The following is a 25987-nucleotide window of genomic DNA, read 5'->3' as shown; positions in this document are numbered from 1 at the left end:
TGGAGACTGAATCCGGTCTCCATTTGGAGACCGAGAGACTCTGCAATCCCTTGCGCTTCGCCTTCAAAGCACACATTTTATGGACTTTATCTCGGCTACCTTGCCGTCCGAGGGCTGGCCCGATAGCTGCTTTGTACACCACCAAGCCGGGCCGCAGCTCGGCACTGGAGAAGACCACGTGCCCCCGTTCATCCACCTCAAGGAGCCCCCGTCGCCCAAAGGCTCAGCCTCGCCGGCGAGACCCGCCGGTGGCGCAACCGGCTCCGCGAAGGCCGTCGCCCTAGAGGGCATTCTCGAACTCCTGCCGGCCGGGGTGATCGCTCTCGACGGGAAGTTGCGGGTCCGCTACATCAATTCAGCCGGCCTGGACGCCCTTGGCATCACCGTGGAGGACCTCGACACCAGCGAGGTCTTGGAAGGCTTTCTCGGCCAGGACTCCATGGTCGAAGCGCTACGGGCGGTAATTGAGGGCGGCGAGGAGCGCCGCCTCGCGGTGTTCGTACCGGCCGGAGACGATACGCCGCGGGAGATCGGCCTCACGGTCGTGCCGCAGCGGACCGAGTTTCCGACCGCCAGCGGCATTCGTGCCTTGATCATCTTCCGCAGCCTGGAGGACGGCCGGTCGCTCGATGAGCGGATGCGAGAGATCGAATACCAGGCGGCCACCGGCCGGCTGGCGGCGGGCTTCGCCCACGAAGTGCGCAATCCCATTGCCGCGATACAAGGCCTGGCGGAGGGACTGCTCGAAGAGCTGCCCACCGGCAGCCCACTAGTCGAGTACGCGGTGCGGATCCGCAGGCTGGTGGATCGCCTCGAGGGCCTGGTGCAAAGTTGCCTCGACCTGGGCGGTACGGCGATCTCGCTCACCTCGCCGATTCAACCGCGGTTCCTGGTCGAGACCGCCCTCGCCCTGACCGGCGTCGGCGACCAGGTGCGGGTCAAAATCGATCCCGGCGCGCCGCGCGTGTTGACGGACGCGCCACAAACCGCCAGTTGCCTGAAAGCCCTGATCCTCAACGCCGTCGAAGCCGGCGAGCCGGCCTCGGAAGTCGAGGTACGGGTGCGCTCCGGCGCGGACGACCACCAGCGGGTATTGTTCGAGGTCCTCGATCGGGGCCCCGGCATTCCGGCCCACCTGATGACGCGGGTGTTCGAGCCATTCTTTACCACCAAGCCGGGTTCCACCGGACTCGGTTTGGCGGTCGCCCGGCTGGTGGCTTCGCGCAATCACGGCTCCCTCGAAGTCCGCTCTCGGCGGGGGGAGACGGTCTTCGCCCTCGCCCTGCCCGCCGCACCGCTCGAGGAGGCCGCACCGTGACCCGCGTCTTCCTGGTCGATGACGAGCAGGACCTGGCCTGGACCCTGGCCCGCCGGCTCGGCAAGGCACGATCGGACTGGGAGACGTCGTCCTACTCGGATCCGCAGGAGGCCCTGGCGGCGATCCGCGAGAATCCGCCCGACGCGGTGGTCACCGACCTGCGGATGCCGGGGATGAGCGGCATCGACTTGCTGGTGGCCGCGCGCAAGGTCAAACCGGCGCTGGCGGCAGTGCTGATGACCGCCTATGGAACATCGGAAGTTCAGCTCGAGATCCGCAAGAGTTCGATCGAGTATCTGGAGAAGCCGTTCCCCTCCGCCGACCTTCTGAAGGTGGTGGAGCGCGCGCTCGAACAGGCGCAGGGATTCTCCGGATCCGTCGAGCTGATGTCCCTGCCGGATCTGGTTCAAATCTACGCCCTGTCCCGCTTCACCGGCGCGCTGACGCTGCGCAACGGTGCGCAACAGGGTCAGTTGTGGTTCTCCAACGGAGACATCGTCCATGCCGCCCTGGGAGATCAGGTCGGCGCCGAAGCAGCCTACGAGGTCTTGACCTGGGGAGGAGGCGACTTCAGCACCGAACCCGGTGCCGTCGCCGCCGAGGCCTCGATCGAGGTTCCGTGGCAGGAGTTGATGTTGGAGGGCTTGCAACGCCTGGACGAATCCAGGATGCAGCAAGAGAGGGGTTCATCGGAGTTCTCCGAAACTCCGCAATCGAAAGAGGAGAGTGAATATGGCGAACGTGAACGAAACTCTGGAAGTTCTGGGCGACATCACCGGGTTCGTGGGGTCCTGCATCGTGGACAGCAACAGCGGCATGATGCTGGGATCGCACGGCGGGGGTCAGATGGATCTGGAAGTGGCGGCGGCCGGCAACACGGAAGTGGTGCGGGCGAAGCGGGCGACAATGAAGTCGCTGGCGCTGGACGACGAGATCGACGACATCCTGATCACCCTGAGCAGGCAGTATCACCTGATTCGTCCCCTGTCGAACAACGACGGCCTGTTCATCTATCTGGTGCTCGACAAGAACCGGGCCAATCTGGCGATGGGCCGTCACCAGCTCGGCCAGGCCGAGAAGAACCTGGTCATCTAACAAATCAAAACCTAGGAGGAAATGACATGGCAACGGAACAAGAAATGAACGCGGTGATCGACAAAATCAAGGCCGATGTGAACGGCTTCATCGGCGCGTCGCTGGTCGACATGGACTCGGGAATGACCCTGGCCACGCGCAGCGAGCGACCGGACTTCGACCTGTCGACGGCGAGTGCCTACAACAGCGAGATGGTCAAGTTGAAGCTCAAGACCATCCACAGCCTGGGCCTCAAGTCCGACCTCGAGGACATGCTGCTGACGCTCAGCGATCAGATCCACCTGATCAAGCTGATCGGCAAGGGCTCGTTCCTCTACCTGGCCGCCGACCGGTCCACCACCAACCTGGCGATCGTTCGCTCGGCGGTCGCCCGCTACATCGGCGAACTGGCCTGAGTCGAGTCGGCAGAAGGCGCTCCCGTCCCGGGGCGGATCGGCACCCGGGGCGTCCACCTTCTCGACTCTTTGCATCATGGCCATCCTCGATCAGGGTCAACTGGTCGTCCGTATCGTCTACGACGGGCCGCCCCAGGCTGGAAAGACTTCGAGTCTCATAGCCCTCGGAAAGAGCCTCGGTCGCGAGGTGGTGTGCGCCGGCGAATCGGAAGGAAGGACCCTCTATTTTGATTGGCTGGACTACGTCGGCGGCCGCTTCGACGGCAGGTCCATCCGCTGCCAGGTGGTCACCGTACCCGGCCAGACGAGCCTGTGGCCTCGTCGGCGGGCTCTGCTGGAGTCCGCCGACGCGATCGTCTTTGTCGCCGACACCGTCGAGGAGTGCCTAGATGCCGATCTCGAGGCGCTCGATCAACTGAATGCCCTGCTGAATCCCATCGAGCCGCGTCCGGCGGTCATCCTCCAAGCCAACAAACGAGATCTGCCCGGCGCCTTGTCCCTCGATCGAGTGCGCGAGCGACTCTCCTCGGGAAACCTGGTGGCGGTGACCGAGTCGGTGGCGTCCCAGGGCCGAGGTATCCGCGAGACTTTCATCCTCGCCGTCCGGCTAGCGCTTGACCGGGCCCGCGAGATGACCCGCCTCGGCGTTCTGGCCGAGGGCTCGCCGGCGGTCGACAACGCCGCTGACCTGCTGGGCGCCCTGCAGGCGATGGAAGGCGAGATGCCGCTCCGGCTGGCCGGCGCCCAGCCGCGCCAGGAAGTGCCCGCCGCAGGCCCTCCGCAAGGGACGACCCAAGAACCGGTCGCCCGACCGACGGGGCCGCAGGTGCACGAACCGCGGGCAGCGGATCCGCACTCCCACGGCGACCGCCACGAGGCGGTGCCGCGCCCCCCCGACCCGTCGATCCCCGGCGGCATGATCTGGCCCCCCATCGGCGGGCGCATCATCCTGCACGAGGCCGAGCCCGATACCGCGCGCATGGGCCGCCTCACCGGTGGCGGCTGGGCCGACGTGGGAAATCCCCGGTGGCTCATTCACTCACCGCCCGGCGCTCGCTACGATCAGCTCGAAACCGGCCGCCAGCGGCTGATCGCTTGGGCGCGCTGGCACTCGCGTCTCGGCGGTCTTCTGTCTTCGAAGCGCTGCATCGTGCTCGCCGAGGACTCGCTCCGCCGGTGGCGACTGTGGCAGGTCGTCGGCCGCAGCGCGACCCTGCGGGGACTCCTCCTTGACGCTTTCGCCAACGGCGAAGCGACGGAACTCGCCCACCGCCTGGTGACCGCTGCCGAGGCTCTGATGACCTTGCGCGATCGCCCGGAACTGGACCCCCTCCACCCCAACCTGGACAGTGTCGGGCCGGAAGACGGCCGCTGGGTCTTCACCGGCCTGATGCCGACGACCCCCGCCGAGCCGGAGTCCGGTGAGGAAAGGGCCGAAACGGACAGCGAACGGCCGGTACGGGATCTGCCGAGAGCCCTGGCCGACGGCTTGAGGACCTGGGCGGGAGACCGGACCGAGTTGGCCGCAGAGCTCAGCCGCCGGAGGTCACAGACCACGGCACCGGGAATCGTCGACTCCTTGGTCGAAATCGCTAGGACGTGAAGGTAGGATCGTGGGCCTGATGAGCGCACCGGACTACCTGATCTGCCTGGAATGCGAATCGCCCGTCTATGTCTTTGAGTGGAAGGACACGGACCTGCTCGAGTGTCTCTGCCCGATGTGTGGCAATGAAGACCTCGACCAGTTCCTCTCCCCCGACGACTTCGACGCCCTAGCGGTGCCCCGCGCTTAGCGCCGCCGCCGGCACGGAGGCCGGCGACGGTGCCTTGCCGCGCGCCTGCGGCAGGTGCACGGACATGATGGTGCCGCCGCCGGGTCGATCAGCCACCACGACCCGGCCGCCGTGGGCCGCCGCAATGCGCTGGACGATGGCGAGGCCCAAGCCGGTGCCGCCCTTGCGGTTGGAATAGAAAAGGTCGAAGAGGCGCTCGCGATCGGCATCGCCGAGGCCCGCGCCGTTGTCTTCTACCGACAGCACCACCGCCTCGCCTTCGGCCTTCGCCCGCAGCCAGATCTTTCCCGGCCGCTCCACCTCTTCCACCGCCGACAGGGCATTCTGGGCCAGGTTGAGGAGCAACTGACCGAGCTGCTCCGCATCCACCTCGAGGGACGCGCCACCGGTGCGGTCCACCACCTCGAAATCCACCTCCGCTCGCCGAGCGGTGCCGACCAGGAGCTGCCGGGTGCGTTCCAACAAACCGGCGACGGCCACCGTCTCCACCTCCGGCGGGCGCGGCCGGGCGTAGGATAGAAAGTCCGTCACCAGGCCTTCCAGCCGCCCAATTTCCGAGCGGGTGATCGAAAGTAGACGCTGGTTGCCGGCATCGGCCTCGTCCTCTTGCAACATCTGCATGTTGAGGTTCAAAGAATTCAAGGGGTTGCGGATCTCGTGCGCCAGGCCCGACGCCAGGGTTCCGATATAGGCCAGCCGCTCCGCCTCGGCGGCCTGCTCTTCGAGTCGGCTGGTCTTGCGCGCCAAGCGCCAGATCACCGCGTAAGCGGTGAGCAGGAGCAGGATCGAAACGGCGCCGATGATCACCGCTTGGCGGATCAGATCCTGGCGCAATACGCCGAGGCGTGCCGCCAGCTCGTCCGGGTTGATCCCCACCTGCAAGGTTCCGAACACGTCGATCGGTACCTCCACCCGCTCGAAGGGCTCCTCCCATTCATTGACCACCTCTGACACCCGCCGCTCACCGGCCGCCAGTTCATCGCCCTCCGGGAAAGGCCGCACCCGCCGAGTCTGCTCGCTGTAGCCCTCCCACACCAGCGTGCCTTCGGCGTCGAGGATCCGCATGTGCTTCACCAGTTTCTTCTCGTGCAGGATCTCTTCGATCAGGGTGGTCACCAGCCGCTGGGAAGCCACCGCCGTGAACAGATCCGGATCGCGCTGGCTCTCCGCCCCGCTGGCGATCTGATCCGCCAGGAGCTGCGCTTCGGCTTGGGTTTCGAGCAACACCTTGTTCACTTCGCGCTTCGAGAGGGACTGGAAGATCAACACCCCGAAGAGCGCCAGCTCGAAGAGCACGAAAAGGCCGAAGGCGATGGAGCCAAAGAGCAGGCGGCGGGAGGATTGGGTCGCGGAGGCCATGGCGGTTTTCAAGAATAGCACCGGGATTGTCAAACTACCTCCACCAGAATCTTAGCTGGATTTACTAAAATTTTTTCAATTTCCGGGAATGAACGGCATTACCTTAGCGTTAATCACTACGATTGCGCCAAGATCGAGTGGATCTGAGCGCTGCTTGAACCAACCCAGGAGCTGAACCGACCCGGCGTCGGCAGGTCCTCAGGAGACAGAAAGCTATGAGCAATGGAATGGTTCGCACCACCCCCGACCTCTTCCGCAACAGCCTGCACCGCTTCTTTGACCAGAGTTTTGGCGACGCCTTCTCCCTGTCGCGGCCGAGCGAGGAAGTGTCCAACCGTAGCTGGATCCCGTCGGTGGACGTGCGCGAGACCGACGAGGCATTGACCCTTTTCGTCGAGCTGCCGGGGATGAAGCGCGAGGACGTGGACATCACCCTCGAAAACCGCATGATCACCCTGCGCGGCGAGCGCAAATTCGAGCAGGACAGCTCGCGCGAGAGCTACCACCGCATCGAGCGCGCCTACGGTTCCTTCTCGCGCTCCTTTACCCTGCCTTCGAACGTCCAAACGGATCAAGTGAACGCGTCCTTCTCTGACGGCCTGCTGACCATCGAACTACCGAAGGCCGAGGAGTCCAAGCCGCGCAAGATTGAGATTGCAGGCTGATGATCGCCAGGGGGCTGGGCGCCCGCACGCGGTCCGCCCCTCGCCCGAAAGAACACTTTCGGGCTCACCCCGTCCTCGGCAGCTCCGCTGCCGCCTCGCCCTTCGGGCTCGGGCGCGGGGTGCCGAACGAAAGCCCTCCATCAGACCCTCCACCGCCCGGCATTCCGGGCGGTTTTCTTGTGCTTTCTTTCACGGGTCGGGTGGCGGGCGAACAATCCGGTAGGATGCGTCTACACCATGAAGACAAAACTCCTTCCGCTCCTCGCCGCCACCGCCCTCGCCGCCCTGAGCCTTTCCCTACTTTTGGCCGGCTGCGGTCCGCGGAGCGCGCCGGAGCAGGACCCGCCGCAGGACAACGAACCGAAGCGGGGCGGATCGATCATCATCGCCACCAGCGCCGACATCAGCGGCTTCAATCCGCTGATCGTGTCCTCCAACCGGCCGACGGAACTGGTCCTGCGCCACGTCTTCCCGCAGCTCGCCCGAGAGCAGGCGGATTTCGAGGACGGCCCGCCCAGTTTCACACCGAGTCTGGCGGAGAGCTGGGAATGGTCCGAGGACCATAAGACGGCCACTTTCAAGCTGCGCAAGACCGCCCGCTGGAGCGATGGCGCCCCGATCACCGCCGAGGACGTGCGGTTCTCGTGGCAGGCGCAGATCGATCCCGATGTCGCCTGGGACACGGTGGAGTACAAAGAGTCGATCACCGACGTCGAGGTGGTGGATCCGCACACCGTTCGATTCCACTTCGACCGGGTGTACCCGAACCAGATGCTCCACCTCAACGAGAGCTACGTCCTGCCGAAGCACCGCTGGTCGGAGATTCCCTTTTCCGAGTGGCGGCAACGCAGCGAGTGGTTTCGCGACAACGCCGTCTTCGGCGGCCCGTTCCTGATCGCCTCCTGGTCGCCGCAGCAGGAGATCGTGCTGGAACGCAACCCCGAGTACTGGGACCCGGTGCAGCCGTACCTCGACCGGGTGGTCTTCCGCATCGTCACCGACCAGTCCAACCAAATCTCTCAGCTCCTCGCCGGTCAGATCGACATGGCGAGCAACCCGGCACCGGATCAGCTCGACCGTCTGAAGGAATCGGAGGGCGTGAGACTGCTGCAGTACTGGGGTCCAAGCTTCATCTTCATCGGCTGGAACCAGAAGCATCCGATGTTCCAGGCCCAGGAAGTGCGCCAGGCCCTCACGTTGGCGATCGACCGCGTCACCCTGGTGGAGGCCCTGTGGGGCGATGCCGGCCGGGTTTCGGACTCGCCGATTCTGCAAAATGTCTGGATCCACAACGACCAGCTCGAGCCCTACCCCTACAACCCGTCGAGAGCGAAGGAAATCCTGGCGAATCACGGCTGGCAGGACACTGACGGCGACGGCATTCTCGACCGCGACGGCGAACCCTTCGCCTTCGAGCTGATCACCAATGTGGGCAATCGCCAGCGACTGGATGCCACCGTGATGATCCAGAGCCAACTCAAACGCATCGGGATCGACGTCACCCCCCAGGTCATCGACTTTCAGAACTTCATAGCCCGTAAAGACGAGCGCGACTTCGACGCCGTTGTGATGGGCTGGACCTTTCCCACCACCATGGACTTTCGCTACGCCTTCCACAGCCGAAAGATCCCCGACATGGGGAACAACTTCGTCAGTTTCTCGGACGAGCGGGTGGACGAGATCTTGGACGAGATCGCCGTGCAGGTGGAACTGGCCGACGCCGAACCCCTGCTGCTGGAGATGCAGGAGATCTTGAACCAGCGTCTGCCCTACACCTTCCTGTGGGAATCGAAGCGCAGTGTCGGCTTGAGCGTGCGAGTGCGTGACGCCAAACCGTCAGCGCTCTTCCAGCACGACAACCTTCCCGAGTGGTGGGTGATCGACGCCGTCGCCACGACCCGCTGACCGCCCGGGCGAACGGATGAAGGGACCCCTCTTCCGGCGGCTGGTGTCGTCGCTGATCCTGCTCTGGCTGATCGTCTCGTTCACCTTCGTCCTGCTGCAGATCGCTCCCGGCGATCCCCTCGCCACCCTCACCCAAGGAACTTCGGGCAAGCTCCCGCCGGAGCAGATCGCCCGGCTGGAAAGGATTTACGGTCTCGACCGGCCGGTTCACGAGCAATATTTCTCCTGGTTGAGTTCCGCCCTGACCGGTGACTGGGGCTACTCCATCACCCAGCAACGACCGGTGACCCGGATCATCGCCGAAGCGCTCCCCACCACCCTCTCCCTAGCCCTGGCGGCCATCCTGGTGGAGTACCTGATCGCGATTCCCCTCGGCGTATGGGCGGCGCGGCGCGCCGGCACCTGGAAGGACCACGCACTGCGCGGCGCTTCGCTTCTGCTCTGGGCGATGCCCGCCTTCTGGGCGGGGCTGATGGCGCTGCTGGTGTTCAGCTACTGGCTGCCCTGGTTCCCGGGCGGCCACAGCAGCTCACCGATGGCCCATCAGCTACCGTGGTTCAGACAACTTTGGGACCGCCTCCACCACCTCACCCTGCCGGCGCTGGTGCTCGGCGTACTGGCGGCCGGCGGCACGGCGCGGTTCGTGCGCAACGGCCTGCTCGAAATCCTCGGCCAGGATTTCATCCGCACCGCCCGCGCCAAGGGCCTGCCGGAACGCCGAGTGGTGTGGGTGCATGGCATGCGCAACGCAATGGTGCCGGTACTCCAGATCCTCGGCCTGTCGCTGCCGATCCTGCTCAATGGCTCACTGGTGATCGAAATCGTCTTCAGCCTGCCGGGCCTCGGCCGCGCCACGGTGCAGGCGATCGCCGCCCGGGACTATCCGGTACTGCTGGCCACCACCGCCTTTTCCGGCGTGCTGGTGATCGGCGCCAACTTGTTGGTGGACCTCGTCCACACCGCCCTCGACCCGCGGGTGCGCCGTGCCTAGACTCGTGGGCGTCCTGCGCCGCTCGCCCACCGCCACCGTCGGTGTCGCCCTCGTCTTGCTGCTGACGGTGGTTGCCGCCCTCGCGCCGTGGCTCACCACCGCCGCGCCGGAGTATCAGTTCGACACGGTGGCCGGCAAACTCCTCGCGCCGGGCAGCGAGCGCTTCGTCTTCGACTTCGCGGGCGACCGCCTGTCGATCCTCGCCGAACGGGCCCAACGGACGGGCGACCGGGCGGAGATCATCCGGCGAGGACGGACGGAGAGTTTCCCCCTGGCGGAGGTCGCGAACCTCTTGCCGGACGGCTCCTTCGAGCGGCGCACCTTCCCGTTGGGCACCGACCGGCTGGGGCGCGACCTCTGGTCGCGCATCGTCTTCGGCGCCCGAGTTTCGCTCTCCATCGGACTGCTGTCGGCCCTGGTCGCCCTCGCCATCGGCCTCCTCGTCGGCAGCCTGGCGGCGATCGGCGGGCCCCTCGTCGACGGACTGCTGATGCGCCTGGTCGACACCTTCCTCGCCCTGCCCCGGTTGTTCCTGCTGATCGCCCTGGTGGCGGTGCTCTCGCCCGGGCGCTGGGCCATCGTGGCGATTCTCGGCGGCACCACCTGGATGCCGATCAGCCGGCTGGTGCGGGCCGAAATCCTGGGGCTCAAGGAGAGGAACTTCATCCACGCCGCCCGCGGCCTCGGCCAGCACCCGCTGGCGATCCTGCGGCGCCACCTGCTGCCCAATGCCCTCACCCCGGCTCTGGTGCAAACGGGATTGATGATCGGCGGCATGATCCTCGCCGAATCCTCCCTCTCCTTCCTCGGCCTCGGGGTACCGGAGCCCTTCCCGAGTTGGGGGCAGATGATCGCCGACATCACCGGCGGCCCGGTGCGGCGCTGGTGGATGGCCGCCTTCCCGGGCTTCGCCATCGTGTTGACAGTGATCGCCTTCAATCTGCTCACCGACGGGCTGAGGGACGCCCTCGACCCACGACATCGTTAGCGAACCTGGGCGGCGAAAGGGTCGCGGGAACGAGTAGACTCGCCCACCATGGAGTCGAAGGCCACAGAACCAGCTACGGCGGAAGCTCCGCCGCGCAAGGGGGCCATGCTCACGCTGTTCTTCACCGTGCTGCTGGACCTCCTGGGCTTCGGCATGATCCTGCCGCTATTGCCTTTCTATGCGCAGGAATTCGGCGCCAGCGAGTTCGAGATCGGCCTGCTGCTCGCCGTCTACAGCCTCGCCCAACTGGTGATGGCACCGGTGCTGGGGCTGTTGTCGGACCGCTTCGGCCGGCGGCCGGTACTGCTGGTGGCGGTCAGCGTTGGCCTTTTCGCCTACCTGCTGTTCGCCGCGCCGTCCCTCGCCTTCACCCCGGCCTGGATGCGCACCCACGGCATCGCGGTGCTTCTGGTGGCTCGCCTGCTGGCCGGTGGCGCGGCGGCGACCTTCGCCGTGGCGCCGGCCTACATCGCGGACATCCTGCCGGCGGCGGAGCGCTCCAAGGGCATGGGTCTCCTCGGCATGGCCTTCGGCCTGGGCTTCATCGGCGGGCCGGCGCTGGGGGGCCTGCTCGGCCAGTGGGGCCTGTCGGCGGTGGCGTTGGGGCCGGCGGCCCTCTCCCTGGTCAACGTTCTGCTGATCCTCTTTCTTCTGCCGGAGAGCCGGCAGGTCCGAGGCGCCGGGCAGGCGAAGACCCCCTGGCTGCCCACTGCCGGCCTGCGCCGCCTGGCTCATGACCGAGCCCTCAGCGGGCTGTTTCTGCTGCTCTTCGTGTTCACTCTCTGCTTCTCGCTGATGGAAGCCACCCTGGCGCTCTTTCTGCAGTTCCGCTTCGGCTTTGGCCAGGTGGAGACCACCTGGGCCTTCGTCTACATTGGGGTTCTGCTGGTGATCGTCCAGGGCGGCCTGATCGGCCCGTTGTCGAAACGCTTCGGCGATCGCCGGCTGGCGCAAGTGGGCATCGGCCTGGCCGCCGCCGGCCTGCTGCTGATCCCCGTCACCGGCTCTCTGGCCTCGATGGCCGTCGCCGGGGCGCTCCTAGCCGGCGGCTCGGGCCTCTACAGCCCCACCTCCATGTCGCTGATCAGCCGCATCACGCCGGAGACCTCCCAGGGTGAGATCCAGGGACTGTCGCGCTCCTTCGGTTCCTTGTCGCGAGTGCTCGGCCCCCTCGCCGGCACCCTGCTGTTTGAGCGGCTGGGGCCGCGCTGGCCGTTCCACACCTCCGGCGCGGTGATGGTGGTGGCCCTGCTCGCCGCCTGGGGCCTGCTCGCCGGCCTCGAGCGCCGTTTCGTCGACCGTCTGCCGGCCTCCGAAAGTTGACCCGCCGGTGCTGACCCGCGACTTCGACTTCCACCTTCCGGAAGGACTCATCGCCCAGCAGGCCCGGCGGCGCGGCGAAAGCCGCCTCTTGGTGCTGCCAGGAGTTGAGGACTCGGGCATCGCGCACCACACCGTGCGCGACCTGCCGACCCTTCTGCGTCCGGGGGATCTGATGGTGGTGAACGACACCCGGGTGATCCCCGCCCGCCTGTTCGCCCGCCGGGCGGAGACCGGGGCGCGGGTGGAGCTACTGCTCATCCGCCGCCTGGACGAAGTGCGCTGGGAAGTCCTCGCCCGGCCAGGCAAGAAGGCACGGCCGGGCATCCTGCTGGAACTGGGCGAGGGCCTTTCCGCCACCGCCGAGGGCCTGCCCAATTCCCGCAGGATGCCCGGCGACGGGCGGCTCCGCATGCGCTTCTCGCAGCCGGTGGAGCCTTTTCTCGACCGCCTCGGCCATGTGCCCCTGCCGCCCTACATCAAGCGGCCGGACACCGCCTCCGACCGCGAGCGCTACCAGACCCTATGGGCCTCCCAGCCGGGGGCGGTAGCCGCTCCCACCGCCGGCCTGCACTTCGATCAGGCGCTGCTCGACGCCCTCGCCAAGGCCGGTATCGAGCGCGCGACGGTGACCCTGCACGTCGGCATCGGCACCTTCAAACCGGTGACCGCGGATTGGGTCCATGAGCATCGGATGGAGGTCGAGTCCTTCGACATCCCCGCCGCCACCGCCGAGACCGTTCGCCGCACCCGGCGGGCCGGCGGCCGAGTGGTGGCGGTCGGCACCACCGTCGTCCGCACCCTCGAGGGGGCGGCTCGGCAGGGTTTGATCCAAGGCGCCGGCAGCACCGACCTGTTCATCACCCCGGGCTTTGACTTCCGAGTGGTCGATGCCCTGGTCACCAATTTTCACCTGCCCCGCTCGACCCTGCTGATGTTGGTGTGCGCCTTCGCCGGTCGGCAGCGGGTACTCGACGCCTACGCTCGAGCCGTCGAGCACGGCTACCGGTTCTACTCATACGGCGATGCGATGTTGCTCGAACGATGAACTCCCGGCGCTCCAACACGTAACACCAGAAGGAAACGCTCCGCCGACCCGCTGACGCGATCAAAACCTCGAACGACCCGCTGCCAACCGAGAGGAAACCGCCGTGAAACACCGTGTAGTCGCCCCGCGAATCCTTCCCGTCCTCATCGTCCTCGCCGGCCTGTGCTCCACCGGCCCGGCCAGCGCCGAGCAGATCACCATCGGTAAGACCACCACGGTGCGCTCGGAGATCCTCGACGAAGACCGTACTCTGATGATCTCGCTGCCGGCGGGTTATCGAGATGAAGGCAGCGAGCGCTATCCGGTGCTCTGGGTTCTCGACGGGGAGACGCGCTTTCTCCACACTCTCGGCACGGTCCGCAGCTTGGCGAGCAGCGGCCACATTCCGCCGATGATCGTCGTCGGGATCACCAACACCCAGCGTACCCGCGACCTCACCCCGCCCTGGCGCGGCGAACCGGAAGAGGGCCGCGAGCAGATGATCGAGACCGGGGGCGGGGCCGACAAATTCCTGCGCTTCCTGCTTGAAGAAGCGCGGCCTCAGGTACGCCAGAGCTATCGCACAGCGCCCTTCGAGGCCCTCGTCGGTCACTCCTTCGGGGGCCTATTCGCGGTCCACGCGATCACCGAGAATCCCGCCGCCTACCAGGCCTTCATCGCCGTCAGCCCGAGCCTGTGGTGGGACGGCGGCCGACCGGTGAAGGAGTTTGCCGAGATGATCGAGACTCGCCCGGATCTGGCCGGACGCCTCTACGCCACCCTCGGCGACGAGGGCGGCGACATGCTCACCCAATTCAAGCGCTTCGAGGAGATTCTGCGCCACCGGGCGCCGCCTTCGCTCGCCTGGACGGCGCGGGTGCTCGAAGGGGAAGACCACGGCTCTGTCCCCCTGCCGACGGTGTATTACGCCATGCGCACCATTTTCGACCGCTGGCCACCGCCGACCTTTCTGGCCGACGAGGGCCTCGACGGCCTCGAACGGCACTTCGCCGCCGTTTCCGAACACTACGGCTACCCGGTACCGGTGCCGGAGAACCGCGTCAACCTCCTCGGCTATCGGCTGCTCGGCGAAGAGAAGGTCGACGAAGCCATCGCCATCTTCGAGAAGAACACCCGGGATCATCCGGCCTCGTCCAACGTGTGGGACAGCCTCGGCGACGGGCTCAAAGCCGCCGGCCGCCTGACCGAAGCGCGCGACAGCTACGCCAAGGCAGTCCAACTCGGCAAGCAAGAAAACAGCCCCAACCTGGGTGTCTACGAACAGAATCTGGCGGCGGCGAAGGAAAGCCTGGCGAAGAGATAGAGCTGCGCGGCAGGGGACGAAGCCATCGGCGGTAGACTAAGATCCTCACTCGTCGAATCATTCCGTATCGCATTGGGGAGAGGGCATGACCGCAGGTCCCGCTAACATTTTTTCCGCCGCCATCGTTTCCGTCGCCATCGCTTGCGCCCTCGGCCTGCCGACGGCCACCGCCACGGCAGCCGAGCGGCTTACCCCCCGGCCACCGCTGGCGAAGATGGAACTGCGAGCACCGACAGCGGTTCGGGCGACGACGGCGCCCAGCGGCTACCGGCTGATCGTCAAGACCACCGACGGCGTGCGGGGACGCGCCGTGCAGGGAGCGCTTCGTTCCGAGACCGATGCCTCCCTGGTCAACCTCCACGCCTTCGCCCAGCGTGAAGGTCTCACCTTCGAGCCGTTGATCCACCTGCCGGAGGGCAAGCTCACCGCCCTCCAACGGCGAGCCGAAGCCCGCACCGGGACCGCCGCGGCGGACCTCGCCGGCCTGATGATCGTGCAGGCGCCGGGCCGCTCGCCGGCCCAACTCGCCGACCTCGGCAACCGGCTGCAGAAGTTGCCGCAGGTGGAATTCGCGGAACTCGAGGCGCTCCTGGTGCCGCCACCCGAAGACATTCCGCCGGTGACCCCGGACCACACCGATCTCCAGGGCTACCTGGGACCGGACCCCGGGATGGACGTCACCTATGCCGCCGGCCAGGGCTTCGACGGCTCCGGCATCCGCATCTCGGACTGCGAATACGGCTGGAACCCCGGCCACGAGGACCTGGTGGACCGGGACGTCTTTGCCGAGCCCGGCCAGACCATCCACCCGGATGTGGCGGTCCTGGGCTGGGACCGCCACGGGACGGCGGTGATCGGTGAGACCTCCGCGGTGGCGAATGCCTACGGCGTGACCGGGATGTCGCCGGGGGCCGGAATCTACACCTACTCCGAGTGGACCGTCGAGGAGGGTCCGCGCCGGGTGACGGCGATCACCCACGCCCTCGCCGACTCTGCCGCCGGCGACGTCGTGCTCCTGGAAATGCAGACCAGCGGCGCCAGCGGCTTCGGACCGGCGGAGCTTTCGATGGCCGTGTGGGTCGCCGTCAAGACCGGCGTCGATGCCGGTGTGGTGGTGGTGGGCGCCGCCGGTAACGGCAACCAAAACCTCGACAGCCCGGACTACGACGACTACCGCGGCCGCGGCCACAGCGGCGCTATTCTGGTGGGCGCCGGCTCGAACAACACGAATCACGACAAACTCAGCTTTTCCACCTACGGCTCGCGGGTCGACCTCCAGGGTTGGGGCACCGGAGTGTTCACCCTGGGCTACGGCGGCTTCGCCACCTATGGGGGCGATCCGAACCAGCGCTACACCGCGACCTTCAACGGCACCAGTTCCGCCTCGCCCTTCATCGCCTCGGCGGCGGCCCTAGTGCAGCAGGCAGCGGTGGCCGAGTACGGTGAGCGCTTGTCGCCGCTGGGGGTGCGCAATCTGCTCGTAGCCACCGGTATCTCGCAGGGCACCGGCGGCCACATCGGCCCGTTCCCGGACCTGCAGGCGGCGATCGGCGATCTCACCTCCAACGCACCCCCGACGGCGGAAAACGACCGTCTCGATGTCGACAACGGACCGCTGGACATCCTGTTCGCCGCCCTGACCGGCAACGACACCGATCCGGAGGACGACCCCCTGGCCGTCGTCCGCTGGACGGCACCGGAACACGGCACCATCTGCAACTCGAACGACAAATCGCTCACCTACTGCCCGGACCCGGGATACGAGGGCGAAGACAGCTTCGAGTACACGGTGAGCGACGGCGTGCGGGAGGACACCGGGACGGTCCAGCTCACGGTAGTTTCCAACGTGCTTTTCGAAGACGGCTTCGAGTCCGGCGAGACCTCGGCCTGGTCGGCGGCGGTACCCTGATTCGCCTGCCCGACGCGGTGGAATGAGCTCCACCCCCAACCCGTAGGGTGAACCATGACCGCTCTGCAAATCCTGGTCGCCGCCAGCAACGTTTTCTGCGCCCTGCTGTTGGGCGGCCTGTCGATTCCCTTGCTCCAGGAGCGCATCGCCCCGAACCGCCTGTACGGGGTGCGTTTCAAGAAGTCCTTCGAGTCCGAGGAGAACTGGTACCGGATCAACCGCTACGGCGGCAAGCTGTTGCTCTACTGGTCCGTGGTGGTGGGGATCATCGGCCTGCTGGCGCTCACTCCGCCGGTCGGCCGCTCCGAAGGCTTGGCGTTCGCCTTCGCCATGGCGCCGATCCTGGTGGTGATCCCCTGCTGGCAGGCCTACCGCTTCGCTCAGCGGCTCTAGCAGAATTGCTGAAGGAGCACTTCGCGCACGATTTCAGCAGTCCTGCTAGCTGATCTTCTGTAGGGGGCTGGGCGCCCCGTCGCCCGAAAAGACGCGTCTTTTCGATCTCACCCCGTCCTCGGCGCCTCTGGCGCCGCCTCGCCCTTCGGGCTCGGGGCGAGCCTCCTCTCCAGCAGTGACAAGATTTCCCCGACCCCCTCTTCCAAGGGACGCACCACCGGCAGATCGAGCACCTCGCGCAATCGCTCCTGCTCGGCGATCAGCGCCTCTGATTCCATCCCTTCGCCGTTCAGGGTCACCGCCAGCACTCCCACACCGTAGGAGCGAATCAGCTCCACTTCCGATTCGACGGACGGTATCCGACAGCCCCGCTCTTCGAGGCCGATAAAGAACTGCCGGCCGGGCAGGTGCTGCAGCACCACACCGTCGAGGGCGGCAGAGAGGAGGAACTCGCCGCCGCACGGCCCGGAAGGGTTGCGCAGGCCGGACTGGCCTTCGATCAGGATCAGATCCGGCTGCCGCTCTCGGTCGCACTCGACGATCGCCCGCTCCAGTTCGCCGCTCACGAAGTCGTTGGGGGTGGCATCGAAGATGAAGCCGTAGGGATACCCCTGAAGCCAGCCGGTCTGGCCGGTGTAGATCATCTCGCTGGCGACGCCCCGCTCTCGGCAGCCTTCCAACAGCCAGCGGCAGGTGGTGCGCTTGCCGGCGGCGCAGTCCGTACCCAGCACCGCCACTCGGGCGGCCGGCACATCGAAGACATCGCCGGTCCAGAACTGGGGATCCCGCCGCGGCCGGCGGATGTCGACGATCTCACCGCCGCCGGCCTCGGCCAGGGCGCGCAATTCCGGGTCGTCCCCGAGCAGCTTGTGGAGGCCGCACACCACCGACAGGCCGTGGCGCAGGGCCTCCTCGACCGTCGCCCGCGCCGTCACCGGCAGTCGCCCCCCAGGAAAGGCCACCCCCACCACCAGCCAGCGCGGTTCCTGCGGCAGCACACCGCTCAAGCAGGCCGCGACGTTCTCCATCACCGGCACGCCGAGGCGCCGCCCATCCATCACCTCACCGGCGTCGCGGCCGGCGTGGACGGCATCCACCACCGCCACGGGAGTGAACCGATGCGAGCCCCGCAGCAGCCCATGTGCCGTCTTGGCGAAGCGGGTGTCGAGCAGACCGTCGGTCAGCAGAAGGGCGGGTTCAGGGGCCATGAACCGATGAGACCACGGCCCCAAGCCTTCCGGCAAGGAGACGAAGGGGCTCACTGCCCTCCAAAGTGGTCAACTTTGAAAAGCCCCCCTGCCAATGAATCTAGAAGCCGCTGAGAAAGAACGCGAAGCCTTTTCAGCGGTTTCTAGAACCGGACCCTCAACGCGTTGGTGACGGAGAGGTCCCACTCCTCGACATCCTCCGGCGCCTCGCTGTCGTGCTGCACGACGATCGCCAGGCTCAATTCGAGGTGCTCCGCCAGGGGTACCCGCAGGTCGAGTTCTTCGAGGATCCGAAAGTCGTCCCATCGGTCGACCCGCGGTTGGTAGTAGAGAGTATTGACGACGGTGGCGCCCTTCGATCCGAGCTTCATCTGGGCCGCCAGGTAGGTCGAGGCCCGCACGAACTCCGAAGTCCGCTCATCGGGACCGACATCCGGAACGTCGAGACGCTCCGCCTCACCCATCAAACCGAGACCGAGGAAGACCTCTCTGGAAGGCTTGCGAAGCAGGGTGATCCGCTCACCGAAGCCCAGCAGATAGCGGCTGTCGAGGCGCTGGAACTCGTTGAACTCGTTCTGCAGGAAAACTTCGTGGGCGAGTTTGGGGGAGCGCCGCTCGACCCAACGCAGATGGGCGAAGGAGCGGTACTCGGAGCGCTCGCCGCTCTCCTCCGCGTAATCTCCCTCGGCGACCAGAAACACCAGCCGTTTCATCAACGGATCGAGCGACGGCAGATCGTCCGACCGCTCCCCAGGCTCTGGTTCGGCGTACTGCACCCGAAAGCCTAGGCCCGCCGCCAGGCGGTCGGTGTTGCCTTCCTTGGCCGCCAGGCGAAGAGCGACAAAACCGCTCCACCCCTCCTCCGACTGGCCCAGGCGCAGGCGCTCGGTATTGACCTGGGCCGCCGCCGGACCGGCCACGCCCCACAGCCCGACACATACCAGAGCAGGCGCTAAAACTCTATAAATCGTTGGGGTTTTCACGGCGACGCACCTTACCACGAGCCATCCGTAGAGCTCAGTCTGCGGCCTCTATTCCCAGGCCGGGCCGATCGAGCAGGCGCAGCATGCCATCCTCGATCTCGAAGCCGCCGCGGGCCGGATCGCGGGCCAGATCCAGACTGCCGTCGAGGTCCAGGAAGCGGGTCGCCGGGCTGGCGAAGGCGGCGTGGAGGGCGCCGGCCAGGCTAGCGACGCTCTCGTCCATACAGCCCCACATCAGGCCGATCCCCGCCTCCTCCGCCGTTGCCGCAATGCGCCGCGCCGGCTCGATGCCGCCACACTTCATCAGCTTGATGTTGAACACGCCGTAGGTGCCGCGAGCGGCCAGCCGCCGGGCGTCGCCGGGGGTCTGTACGCTCTCGTCGCCGGCCGCGAGGCGGCGATCCGCCGGCACCAGATCGCCGAGGGCCGCGTCCTCGGCCGGCGGCAAGGGCTGCTCCACCAGTTCGATGCCGAGGCGGCCGAGGCTCGAAAACAAGATCGGTAGTTGGTCCGCGCGGTAGCCCTGGTTGGCATCCACCCGAATCCGCACCGCATCGCCCAGCTCGGCGCGGAGCAAGGTCAGCAGCTCCAGCTCCTCCTCAAGGTTGCGGCCGATCTTGATCTTGAGACAGCGGAAGCCTCGCGCCATCCACTCGCGCGCTTCTTCGAGGGCCTCCTGCGCGTCGAGGATGCCGACGGTAACGGAGGTCGCCATGCGCCGGTGGCAACGTCCGAAGATCTCGACCAGGGGGCGTCCCAATCCCTTGCCCCACAGATCGTGAAGGGCCAGGTCGACGGCCGCCCGCGCCGCCGGCGTTTCCCGGAAGGCCTCGTCGACGCGCGCCAGAAGGGCCGGAAGCGGTTCGAGCACCGTCCCCTCCAGCACCGCCCCCAGGCGATCCGCCAGGGCGGTCTCCGCCGAGCGCGGCGTTTCGCCGGTGATCATCTCGGCGGGAGATCCGCAGCCCAATCCCACCAGCCCGTTGTCCGCCTCGAGCCGTACCCGGCACATCTCCACCGCATCGAAGGAAGCGTAGGCGATGGTGTACGGCCGGCTGAGGGGAATGCGTTCGAGAGAGCTCGTGGCGCGTAGAATTCTCATGGCAGCGGACCTTCCGGGCAGGCCGGACTGTAGCAGGGACCAGCTCCCGGCCACACCGAATGCTACGATCCCCCATCCGCTCCGCCGGAGCATCCTCAACCCTGGAACAAGACCCCATGAACCAGCCCACCGCCGAAGACCGTCCTCACCCACTCACCGGCGCCCAACGCCGACGCCTGCGGGGCTTGGCCCACAGCCTCAAGCCGGTGGTGCGGGTAGGCCAACAGGGCCTGACGGATGGGGTGTGGAAGGAGATGGAGCGAGCTCTCGACTCCCACGAGTTGATCAAGATCCAGCTCCCCGGCGACAAGGCCGAGAAGAAGGCGCTGATGGCCGAGATCGACGAGCGCATGGCCAGCCAGTCGGCCGGCCTCATCGGCCATATCGCGATCTTCTACCGGCGCCACCGGGAGCCGGACAAGCGCTCGATCCGCCTCTGAGACGTCACCTCACCGCGCCGCCGCCATGCCGTACTCCGGAGTGCTCGCCGGAGGATTCTCCACCGACCACTCGAGAAATCTGCATCCAAAAGATGCACGGCGCCGAATACGACCAAGGTAGTATTTCGTGCCCCCGGAGCGAAACAAACCGGTCGGCCCATCCGTAGAAGACGACGGGCGAGCGATGAGTTCACCCTCCAAAAATCGACCTGCACGGATCGCAGGACCACGGAGTGACCGCAAGACCATGCTGAGCCTGAAGAATCTCCACAAGTCCTACCAGGTCGGGAAAAACCGGCTACATGTGTTGAAGGGCCTCGATCTCGAGGTGGGCGCCGGCGAACTGGTTTCGATCATGGGCTCTTCCGGTTCCGGCAAATCCACCCTGCTCAACATCCTCGGCATCCTGGACAGCTACGACGAGGGCGAATACTCGCTCGCCGGCGAGCCGGTGAAAGAACTCTCCGAGCGCAAGGCGGCGCGCATGCGCAACCGGTTGCTCGGTTTCGTGTTCCAGTCCTTCAATCTGATCTCCTTCAAAACCGCCGCCGAGAACGTGGCCCTGCCGCTCTATTACCAGCAGGTGCCGCGGCGGCGGCGGAACCGGCAGGCCCTGGAGATGCTCGACCGAGTAGGCCTCAACGATTGGGCGAACCACCTGCCGACGGAGATGTCCGGCGGTCAGCAGCAGCGGGTGGCGATCGCCCGGGCGCTGATCACCGCCCCGCAGGTGATCCTGGCCGACGAACCGACCGGCGCCCTCGACACCAAGACGTCCTACGAGGTCATGGAGGTGCTCCAGGACATTCACCGAGCGGGCACTACGGTGGTGATCGTCACCCACGAGCACGACATCGCCGCCATGACCGACCGCTCGATCCATCTGGTCGACGGGCGCATCGACGCCGACGAGTCGTCGCCGACAGTTCCGGCCGCCACCGCTTCTCCAACCGCGCAGGGCGCGGCCGGAGCCACCGCCTAGAGGGGTTTCGACGACCCGGCATGTTCGATCTCGACAAATGGCAGGAGATCCTCTCCACCCTACGCCAGAACAAATTGCGCACTTTCTTGACCGGCTTCAGCGTCGCGTGGGGGATCTTCATGCTGATGATCCTGCTGGGCTCCGGCACCGGCCTGGCGAACGGCGTGCACTATCAGTTCCGCGACGACGCCATCAATAGCATCTGGATCTCGGCCGGCCGCACCACCATTCCCTTCCAGGGCCTGAAGCCCGGCCGCAACGTTCAACTCACCAACGCCGACCACGCCGAAATCGCCCGCGCCATTCCGGGAGTCGAGCACATCACGTCGCGCTTCTACACCCGCGGCCACCTGCTGGTGGCGCGGGGCAGCCAGCACGGCAACTTCAGTATCCGCTCGGTGCACCCGGGCCACCAGTACCTGGAGAAGACGATCGTCGTCGAGGGGCGCTTCCTGAACGACCTCGACATCGCAGAACACCGCAAAGTGGCGGCCATCGGGGCCCGGGTGCGCGACGCCCTGTTCGGAGACGAGCCCTCGATCGGTGAGTATTTCTCGATCGGCGGCATCCTGTTCAAGGTGGTGGGGGTATTCGAGGACGTCGGCGGCGAAGGCGAGATGGAGCAGATCTACCTGCCGATCACCACCTCCCAGCGGGTATTCAACGGCGCCGACCGGGTGAGCCAGATCATGTTCACCACCGGCGACGCGTCGCTCGAAGAAACGCAGGCGATGGCCGAAGCGGCGCAGCTTCAGCTCGCCCGCCGCCACCGCTTCGACCCGGAAGACGACCGAGCGCTCTTCGTGCGCAACAACAACGCCGGCTTCCTGCGCATTCTGCAGGTGATCACCGGTATCCGGCTGTTCGTGTGGATCATCGGCATCGGCACCATCCTGGCTGGGGTGGTGGGGGTATCGAACATCATGATGATCGCCGTCCAGGAGCGCACCCGGGAGATCGGGGTACGCAAGGCGCTGGGGGCAACCCCCGGCTCGATCATCGGCCTGGTGCTCCAGGAGTCGGTGCTGATCACCGCCGTCTCCGGCTACATCGGCCTGGTGCTGGGCGTGGCGGTGCTGGAGTTGGGCGGCGCGAAGCTGCCGAACACCGATTTCTTCCGCGATCCCAGTGTCGATCTCGGCCTCGCCCTGGCGGCCACCGCCGTGCTGGTTACCGCCGGCTGCCTGGCGGGCTTCTTCCCGGCCCGCAAAGCGGCGCGTATCCAACCCATCGAAGCGCTGCGCACGGAATAGGGAAGGGACCGAACGATGTTCGACTTCGACGCCTGGCAGGAGATCTGGATCACCCTTTCGCGCAACAAGCTGCGCACCTTGCTGACCGCCTTTGGGGTGTTCTGGGGCATCTTCATGCTGGTGGTGATGCTCGGCTCCGGCAGCGGCTTGGAAAATGGCATCAGCGCTGGCTTTGGCGACGGCGCCACCAACAGCTTCTTCATGTGGACTCGCAGCACCAGCATGCCCTACCGCGGGCTGCCGGCGGGACGCCGCTACGAGTTCAACAACGACGACACCGTCGCCATCCGCGAGCAGATCGCCGAGGCCAAGGTGGTCGCGCCGCGGGCGCAGCTCGGCGGCCACCGGGCGGCGGACAACGTCACCCGCGGCAACCGCACCGGCGGATTCAGCGTGATGGGCGACGTGCCCGAGTACCTCGCCATCGAACCGGTCAAGCTGGTCGCCGGCCGCTTCCTCAATCCCTTCGACGTGGAAGAGATCCGCAAAGTGGCGGTGATCGGCAGCCGGGTCAAGGAAGTGCTGTTCGAGCCGGACGAGGATCCGATCGGCGATTCGATCCAGGTGCAGGGGGTCTATTTCAAGGTGATCGGAGTCTTCGAGTCGCTGGCCGACGGCGAGGACGCCGAGCGCCAGGCCCAGAGTTTGTTCATCCCCCTGTCCACCTTCCAGCGCGCCTTCAACGGCGGCGAACGGGTGCACTGGTACGCCATCGCAGCCCAGGACGGGGTGCGCGCCTCGGAGGTGGAGGCGAAGGTGATGAAGCTCCTCGCCAAGCGCCACCGCATCCACCCGGAAGACCAACGCGCCTTCGGCCACTTCAACCAGGACGAACAATTCCAGAAGGTCCAGGGACTGTTTGCCGGCATCCGGCTGCTGGTGTGGATCGTCGGCATCGGCACCTTGGCGGCGGGGGTCATCGGGGTATCGAACATCCTGCTGATCCTGGTCAAGGAACGCACCAAGGAGATCGGCCTGCGGCGGGCCATCGGGGCGACGCCGATGAAGGTGATCCGCCAAGTACTTCTCGAAGCGCTGGTCTTGACCTCGATCGCCGGCTACTTTGGCTTGTTGGCAGGGGTGGGGCTGCTGGAACTGGCGCGCAGCCTACTCGAATCGACCGGTGCCGCCACCGGCGCCTTCCAGAACCCCGGGGTGGATCTCGCCACCGCCGTTCAGGCACTCCTCATCTTGATCGCCTCCGGCGCCTTGGCCGGACTGATTCCGGCACGGCGGGCTGTATCCGTGAGCCCGGTGATAGCACTCCGTACCGAATGACCCTTAGCCTGCCTTTCTCACCGTCAACCTACTGCGAGTCCGTATGCCACTGAATCTGCTGCGTTATCCGCGGAACCTGCTTCTCGACGTACTGAAAGTACGCCTTCGGCACAGAACCCGCGGATGCCTTGCATCTCCAGCGACCTACGGCCTCTCGCTACGGTCGCCGATGAGAAAGCCAGGCCAAAACTGCAAGCACTTCGCTCTGATGAACTGATCTCTAGGACCCGGGAAATGATGAAAAGAATCCTCCTTTCGCTGTGCGGCCTCGCCCTCCTCGTCGCCTTCGCCGGCACCTTCTACTTCCTGTACGCCAAGTCACAGGAAGAGCCGGTGGTGTGGCAGACGGCGGAGCCCTTCTCCGCCACCATCCTGCAGAAGACCGTGGCGACCGGCTCCGTGGTGCCGCGCAAGGAGGTCACCATCAAGCCGAAGGTATCGGGCATCATCGAGGAGCTCTACATCGAGCCCGGCGTCGAAGTCGCCAAGGGCGACCGCATGGCGCGCATCGCCATCGTGCCGGACATGGTGACCCTGTCGAACGCCGAAACGCGGGTCAACCGGGCGCGCATCGGCCTCGAAAACGCTCAGAAAGAGTTCGACCGCAACCGCGAGCTGTTTGAGGAAGGCCTGCTCTCGGAAGCCACCTTCCTGACCTTCGACCTGGCCCAAAAGAACGCCCAGGAGGAGCTCTCGGCGGCAGAAGACAACCTCGCCCTGGTGCGCGAAGGCGCCCGTAAGCGGACCGGCATCGCCACCAACACCGTCGTGCGGGCCACCGTGCCGGGAATGGTCTTGGAAGTGCCCATCGAGGTGGGCGACTCGGTGATCGAATCGAACACCTTCAACGACGGCACCACCATCGCCACCATCGCCGACATGGACGAGCTGGTGTTCGAAGGCCTGGTGGACGAATCGGAAGTGGGCAAGCTGCGCGAGGGGATGGAACTGCTCCTCACCATCGGCGCCCTCGACACCGAGCAATTCGCCGCCACCCTCGAATACATCGCTCCCAAGGGTGTCGAAGAAAACGGCGCCATCCAGTTCGAAATCCGCGCTGCCCTGATTTTGAAGGACGACTTCTTCGTGCGCGCCAACTACAGCGCCAACGCCGACATCGTCCTCGCCCGACGAGACGAGGTGATGGCGGTCAAAGAGAGCTGGCTCCAGTTCGACGACGGCGAGCCCTACATCGAAGTCCAGACCGCCGACCAAGAATTCGAGCGCCGCCCCATCGAAACCGGCCTCTCCGACGGCATCAACATCGAAGTCCTCTCCGGCGTCCAAGAAACCGATCAGATCAAAGACCCGGGCAGCGCCCAGGCCGCCGGGGCCTGAGAGGAGAAGTACTCAGCAGTCTAGGTGGGCCAAGGGTCCGGAAGCCCTCGAGTAACCTCCGCCAAGGCCTCCATGGCGAGGCCTGTTCAAAGACATTTGAATATCGCACTTCTCACATATTTTGCGAAATCTCTTCCGACGTCGCCTTTCTACCCTTGGATTCTTGGACTACTCAAACCTCTTTCCTCCGACGCTGGAGATGGAGGTCTTCTTCGATGAAGAGGGAATCCAGGAGACCCTGATGCAGTTTCCCGAAGAAGATCGGGCCCTGCTCGGCATCCCAGAGAACTACAGCCGACTACAAAAGGAGTACTACAAGTCGCTGGATGAGGGGGTAAATCCCTTCGTTTCGACACCGGTCAAATTTTGGCTCGACCGAGAAGAAATGCATAGTTCCGGCAAAACCTCCTTCATTGTCATGAAGCAGCGAGATTTCCTTCTGTACAAGATTATTGAATCGCGCGGCAACCTGACGTACATCCTGGAACGACCCGGAGAAGCCTCTATCCAGTTTGAAACCACCTTCGAGAAGTAAAGCTCTCGATTCGACTATCTCCGAGTTAGCCTAATACGAACGATCACAGGGAGCGGCTACCTTTTGTGACCTCGATTTCAACAAATTCTTCCGGAGAACCACTCGAGTCGGCAGAAGATTTTCCACCACACGGTCGTCGGAGCGACCAATGTCAAGATCTTTCCGCGACCTCGGATTTCCAACACACTTTATCTCGCCCACTTCAAGGATCGAGGTTACGCGCCCGTGGCTTACGCCGTCTATCAATAAAAGATCCAGTCCATGAACGAACCAGATCGCAACGAGAGGCGATACATCACCTCGGACGGAATCAGCCTTGCGACCGAAAACACCGGCATCACGAAGCCAAAAGCCCGCATCGTTGTTGTCCACGGCTATGGAGAGCA

23 protein-coding genes and 1 pseudogene are annotated in these 25987 nt (G+C 65.7%); 20 read left to right on the top strand and 4 right to left on the bottom strand.

What is annotated here, in order from left to right; all coding sequences use genetic code 11:
• The first annotated feature begins 178 nt into the window (after positions 1-178).
• The 5 genes and pseudogenes from AAF481_18000 to AAF481_17980 all read left to right on the top strand — a co-directional run bounded on the left by AAF481_18000 (position 179) and on the right by AAF481_17980 (position 4601).
• The gene (locus tag AAF481_18000; GenBank protein ID MEM7483070.1) at positions 179-1318 is read left to right on the top strand and encodes an ATP-binding protein; all 1140 of its coding nucleotides are present in this window, start codon (positions 179-181) and stop codon (positions 1316-1318) included.
• Positions 1315-1971, top strand: a pseudogene (locus AAF481_17995) (DUF4388 domain-containing protein). The gene AAF481_18000 and the pseudogene AAF481_17995 overlap by 4 nt, the downstream one beginning before the upstream one ends.
• A gap of 79 nt (positions 1972-2050) precedes the next feature.
• Entirely contained in the window at positions 2051-2413 is a 363-nt protein-coding gene (locus AAF481_17990) for a roadblock/LC7 domain-containing protein (protein ID MEM7483069.1), read from the top strand.
• 471 nt (positions 2414-2884) lie between these two features.
• Positions 2885-4411: an ADP-ribosylation factor-like protein gene (locus tag AAF481_17985; protein ID MEM7483068.1), complete on the top strand. Its 1527-nt coding sequence runs from the start codon at positions 2885-2887 to the stop codon at positions 4409-4411.
• Positions 4412-4430: 19 nt separating this feature from the next.
• The gene (locus AAF481_17980; protein MEM7483067.1) at positions 4431-4601 is read left to right on the top strand and encodes a hypothetical protein; all 171 of its coding nucleotides are present in this window, start codon (positions 4431-4433) and stop codon (positions 4599-4601) included.
• Here AAF481_17980 and AAF481_17975 read toward each other — a convergent pair.
• Positions 4581-5960, bottom strand: a complete 1380-nt coding sequence (locus tag AAF481_17975) for an ATP-binding protein (GenBank protein ID MEM7483066.1) — start codon at positions 5958-5960, stop codon at positions 4581-4583. The genes AAF481_17980 and AAF481_17975 overlap by 21 nt on opposite strands.
• A 215-nt stretch (positions 5961-6175) precedes the next feature.
• Here AAF481_17975 and AAF481_17970 point away from each other — a divergent pair, with 215 nt between their 5' ends.
• The 9 genes from AAF481_17970 (at position 6176) to AAF481_17930 (ending at position 16482) form a co-directional block, all read left to right on the top strand.
• Positions 6176-6625 carry an Hsp20/alpha crystallin family protein gene (locus AAF481_17970; protein MEM7483065.1) on the top strand — a complete coding sequence of 150 codons (450 nt, stop codon included), beginning with the start codon at positions 6176-6178 and terminating at the stop codon, positions 6623-6625.
• Between the two features lie 237 nt (positions 6626-6862).
• A complete protein-coding gene (locus AAF481_17965; protein ID MEM7483064.1) occupies positions 6863-8530 on the top strand; it encodes an ABC transporter substrate-binding protein in 1668 nt (555 codons plus the stop codon).
• A gap of 16 nt (positions 8531-8546) precedes the next feature.
• Positions 8547-9521 (top strand): ABC transporter permease, encoded by a 975-nt coding sequence (locus tag AAF481_17960; protein MEM7483063.1) that lies wholly within the window; start codon positions 8547-8549, stop codon positions 9519-9521.
• Positions 9514-10509, top strand: a complete 996-nt coding sequence (locus AAF481_17955; protein MEM7483062.1) for an ABC transporter permease — start codon at positions 9514-9516, stop codon at positions 10507-10509. Before AAF481_17960 ends, AAF481_17955 begins: the two co-directional genes overlap by 8 nt.
• A 48-nt stretch (positions 10510-10557) precedes the next feature.
• Positions 10558-11832, top strand: a complete 1275-nt coding sequence (locus tag AAF481_17950) for an MFS transporter (GenBank protein MEM7483061.1) — start codon at positions 10558-10560, stop codon at positions 11830-11832.
• Between the two features lie 7 nt (positions 11833-11839).
• On the top strand, positions 11840-12877 hold the full coding sequence (gene queA, locus AAF481_17945) for a tRNA preQ1(34) S-adenosylmethionine ribosyltransferase-isomerase QueA (protein ID MEM7483060.1): 1038 nt from the start codon (positions 11840-11842) through the stop codon (positions 12875-12877).
• Between the two features lie 103 nt (positions 12878-12980).
• A complete protein-coding gene (locus tag AAF481_17940) occupies positions 12981-14180 on the top strand; it encodes an alpha/beta hydrolase-fold protein (protein MEM7483059.1) in 1200 nt (399 codons plus the stop codon).
• A gap of 85 nt (positions 14181-14265) precedes the next feature.
• Positions 14266-16089, top strand: a complete 1824-nt coding sequence (locus tag AAF481_17935) for a S8 family serine peptidase (protein ID MEM7483058.1) — start codon at positions 14266-14268, stop codon at positions 16087-16089.
• 54 nt (positions 16090-16143) lie between these two features.
• Positions 16144-16482 carry an SdpI family protein gene (locus tag AAF481_17930; protein MEM7483057.1) on the top strand — a complete coding sequence of 113 codons (339 nt, stop codon included), beginning with the start codon at positions 16144-16146 and terminating at the stop codon, positions 16480-16482.
• A gap of 107 nt (positions 16483-16589) precedes the next feature.
• On the opposite strand, the gene AAF481_17925 is transcribed toward AAF481_17930, so the two are convergent.
• The 3 genes from AAF481_17925 to AAF481_17915 form a co-directional block, all read right to left on the bottom strand.
• A complete protein-coding gene (locus tag AAF481_17925; GenBank protein MEM7483056.1) occupies positions 16590-17690 on the bottom strand; it encodes a DUF1611 domain-containing protein in 1101 nt (366 codons plus the stop codon).
• A 143-nt stretch (positions 17691-17833) separates the two neighbouring features.
• A complete protein-coding gene (locus AAF481_17920; GenBank protein ID MEM7483055.1) occupies positions 17834-18610 on the bottom strand; it encodes a DUF481 domain-containing protein in 777 nt (258 codons plus the stop codon).
• Between the two features lie 97 nt (positions 18611-18707).
• Positions 18708-19775, bottom strand: a complete 1068-nt coding sequence (locus AAF481_17915) for a dipeptide epimerase (protein MEM7483054.1) — start codon at positions 19773-19775, stop codon at positions 18708-18710.
• 116 nt (positions 19776-19891) lie between these two features.
• Here AAF481_17915 and AAF481_17910 point away from each other — a divergent pair, with 116 nt between their 5' ends.
• The 6 genes from AAF481_17910 (at position 19892) to AAF481_17885 (ending at position 25601) form a co-directional block, all read left to right on the top strand.
• Positions 19892-20215, top strand: coding sequence for a YhbY family RNA-binding protein (locus tag AAF481_17910; protein ID MEM7483053.1), 324 nt, complete (start codon positions 19892-19894; stop codon positions 20213-20215).
• Between the two features lie 247 nt (positions 20216-20462).
• Positions 20463-21197, top strand: coding sequence for an ABC transporter ATP-binding protein (locus tag AAF481_17905; GenBank protein MEM7483052.1), 735 nt, complete (start codon positions 20463-20465; stop codon positions 21195-21197).
• A 20-nt stretch (positions 21198-21217) separates the two neighbouring features.
• Positions 21218-22450 (top strand): ABC transporter permease, encoded by a 1233-nt coding sequence (locus AAF481_17900; GenBank protein ID MEM7483051.1) that lies wholly within the window; start codon positions 21218-21220, stop codon positions 22448-22450.
• 15 nt (positions 22451-22465) lie between these two features.
• Positions 22466-23728, top strand: coding sequence for an ABC transporter permease (locus tag AAF481_17895; protein MEM7483050.1), 1263 nt, complete (start codon positions 22466-22468; stop codon positions 23726-23728).
• A 234-nt stretch (positions 23729-23962) separates the two neighbouring features.
• Positions 23963-25066, top strand: a complete 1104-nt coding sequence (locus AAF481_17890; GenBank protein ID MEM7483049.1) for an efflux RND transporter periplasmic adaptor subunit — start codon at positions 23963-23965, stop codon at positions 25064-25066.
• A gap of 163 nt (positions 25067-25229) precedes the next feature.
• On the top strand, positions 25230-25601 hold the full coding sequence (locus tag AAF481_17885) for a hypothetical protein (GenBank protein MEM7483048.1): 372 nt from the start codon (positions 25230-25232) through the stop codon (positions 25599-25601).
• The last annotated feature ends 386 nt before the right edge of the window (positions 25602-25987 follow it).

This window comes from Acidobacteriota bacterium, from assembly GCA_039030395.1.
Classification (GTDB): Bacteria; Acidobacteriota; Thermoanaerobaculia; order Multivoradales; family JBCCEF01; genus JBCCEF01.
The sequence above is the reverse complement of the archived record's forward strand: the minus strand, read 5'-3'. Positions and strand labels throughout refer to the sequence as shown.

Bases quoted from the DNA above. Each gene is read 5' to 3' on its own strand.
- AAF481_17980 (MEM7483067.1), top strand. From the start codon at position 4,431: ATGAGCGCACCGGACTACCTGATCTGCCTGGAATGCGAATCGCCCGTC.
- AAF481_17985 (MEM7483068.1), top strand. From the start codon at position 2,885: ATGGCCATCCTCGATCAGGGTCAACTGGTCGTCCGTATCGTCTACGAC.
- AAF481_17990 (MEM7483069.1), top strand. From the start codon at position 2,051: ATGGCGAACGTGAACGAAACTCTGGAAGTTCTGGGCGACATCACCGGG.
- AAF481_17895 (MEM7483050.1), top strand. From the start codon at position 22,466: ATGTTCGACTTCGACGCCTGGCAGGAGATCTGGATCACCCTTTCGCGC.
- AAF481_17900 (MEM7483051.1), top strand. From the start codon at position 21,218: ATGTTCGATCTCGACAAATGGCAGGAGATCCTCTCCACCCTACGCCAG.
- AAF481_17950 (MEM7483061.1), top strand. From the start codon at position 10,558: ATGGAGTCGAAGGCCACAGAACCAGCTACGGCGGAAGCTCCGCCGCGC.
- AAF481_17905 (MEM7483052.1), top strand. From the start codon at position 20,463: ATGCTGAGCCTGAAGAATCTCCACAAGTCCTACCAGGTCGGGAAAAAC.
- AAF481_17890 (MEM7483049.1), top strand. From the start codon at position 23,963: ATGATGAAAAGAATCCTCCTTTCGCTGTGCGGCCTCGCCCTCCTCGTC.
- AAF481_17965 (MEM7483064.1), top strand. From the start codon at position 6,863: ATGAAGACAAAACTCCTTCCGCTCCTCGCCGCCACCGCCCTCGCCGCC.
- AAF481_17975 (MEM7483066.1), bottom strand. From the start codon at position 5,960: ATGGCCTCCGCGACCCAATCCTCCCGCCGCCTGCTCTTTGGCTCCATC.
- AAF481_17930 (MEM7483057.1), top strand. From the start codon at position 16,144: ATGACCGCTCTGCAAATCCTGGTCGCCGCCAGCAACGTTTTCTGCGCC.
- AAF481_17970 (MEM7483065.1), top strand. From the start codon at position 6,176: ATGAGCAATGGAATGGTTCGCACCACCCCCGACCTCTTCCGCAACAGC.
- AAF481_17910 (MEM7483053.1), top strand. From the start codon at position 19,892: ATGAACCAGCCCACCGCCGAAGACCGTCCTCACCCACTCACCGGCGCC.
- AAF481_17960 (MEM7483063.1), top strand. From the start codon at position 8,547: ATGAAGGGACCCCTCTTCCGGCGGCTGGTGTCGTCGCTGATCCTGCTC.
- AAF481_17935 (MEM7483058.1), top strand. From the start codon at position 14,266: ATGACCGCAGGTCCCGCTAACATTTTTTCCGCCGCCATCGTTTCCGTC.
- AAF481_17915 (MEM7483054.1), bottom strand. From the start codon at position 19,775: ATGAGAATTCTACGCGCCACGAGCTCTCTCGAACGCATTCCCCTCAGC.
- AAF481_17925 (MEM7483056.1), bottom strand. From the start codon at position 17,690: ATGGCCCCTGAACCCGCCCTTCTGCTGACCGACGGTCTGCTCGACACC.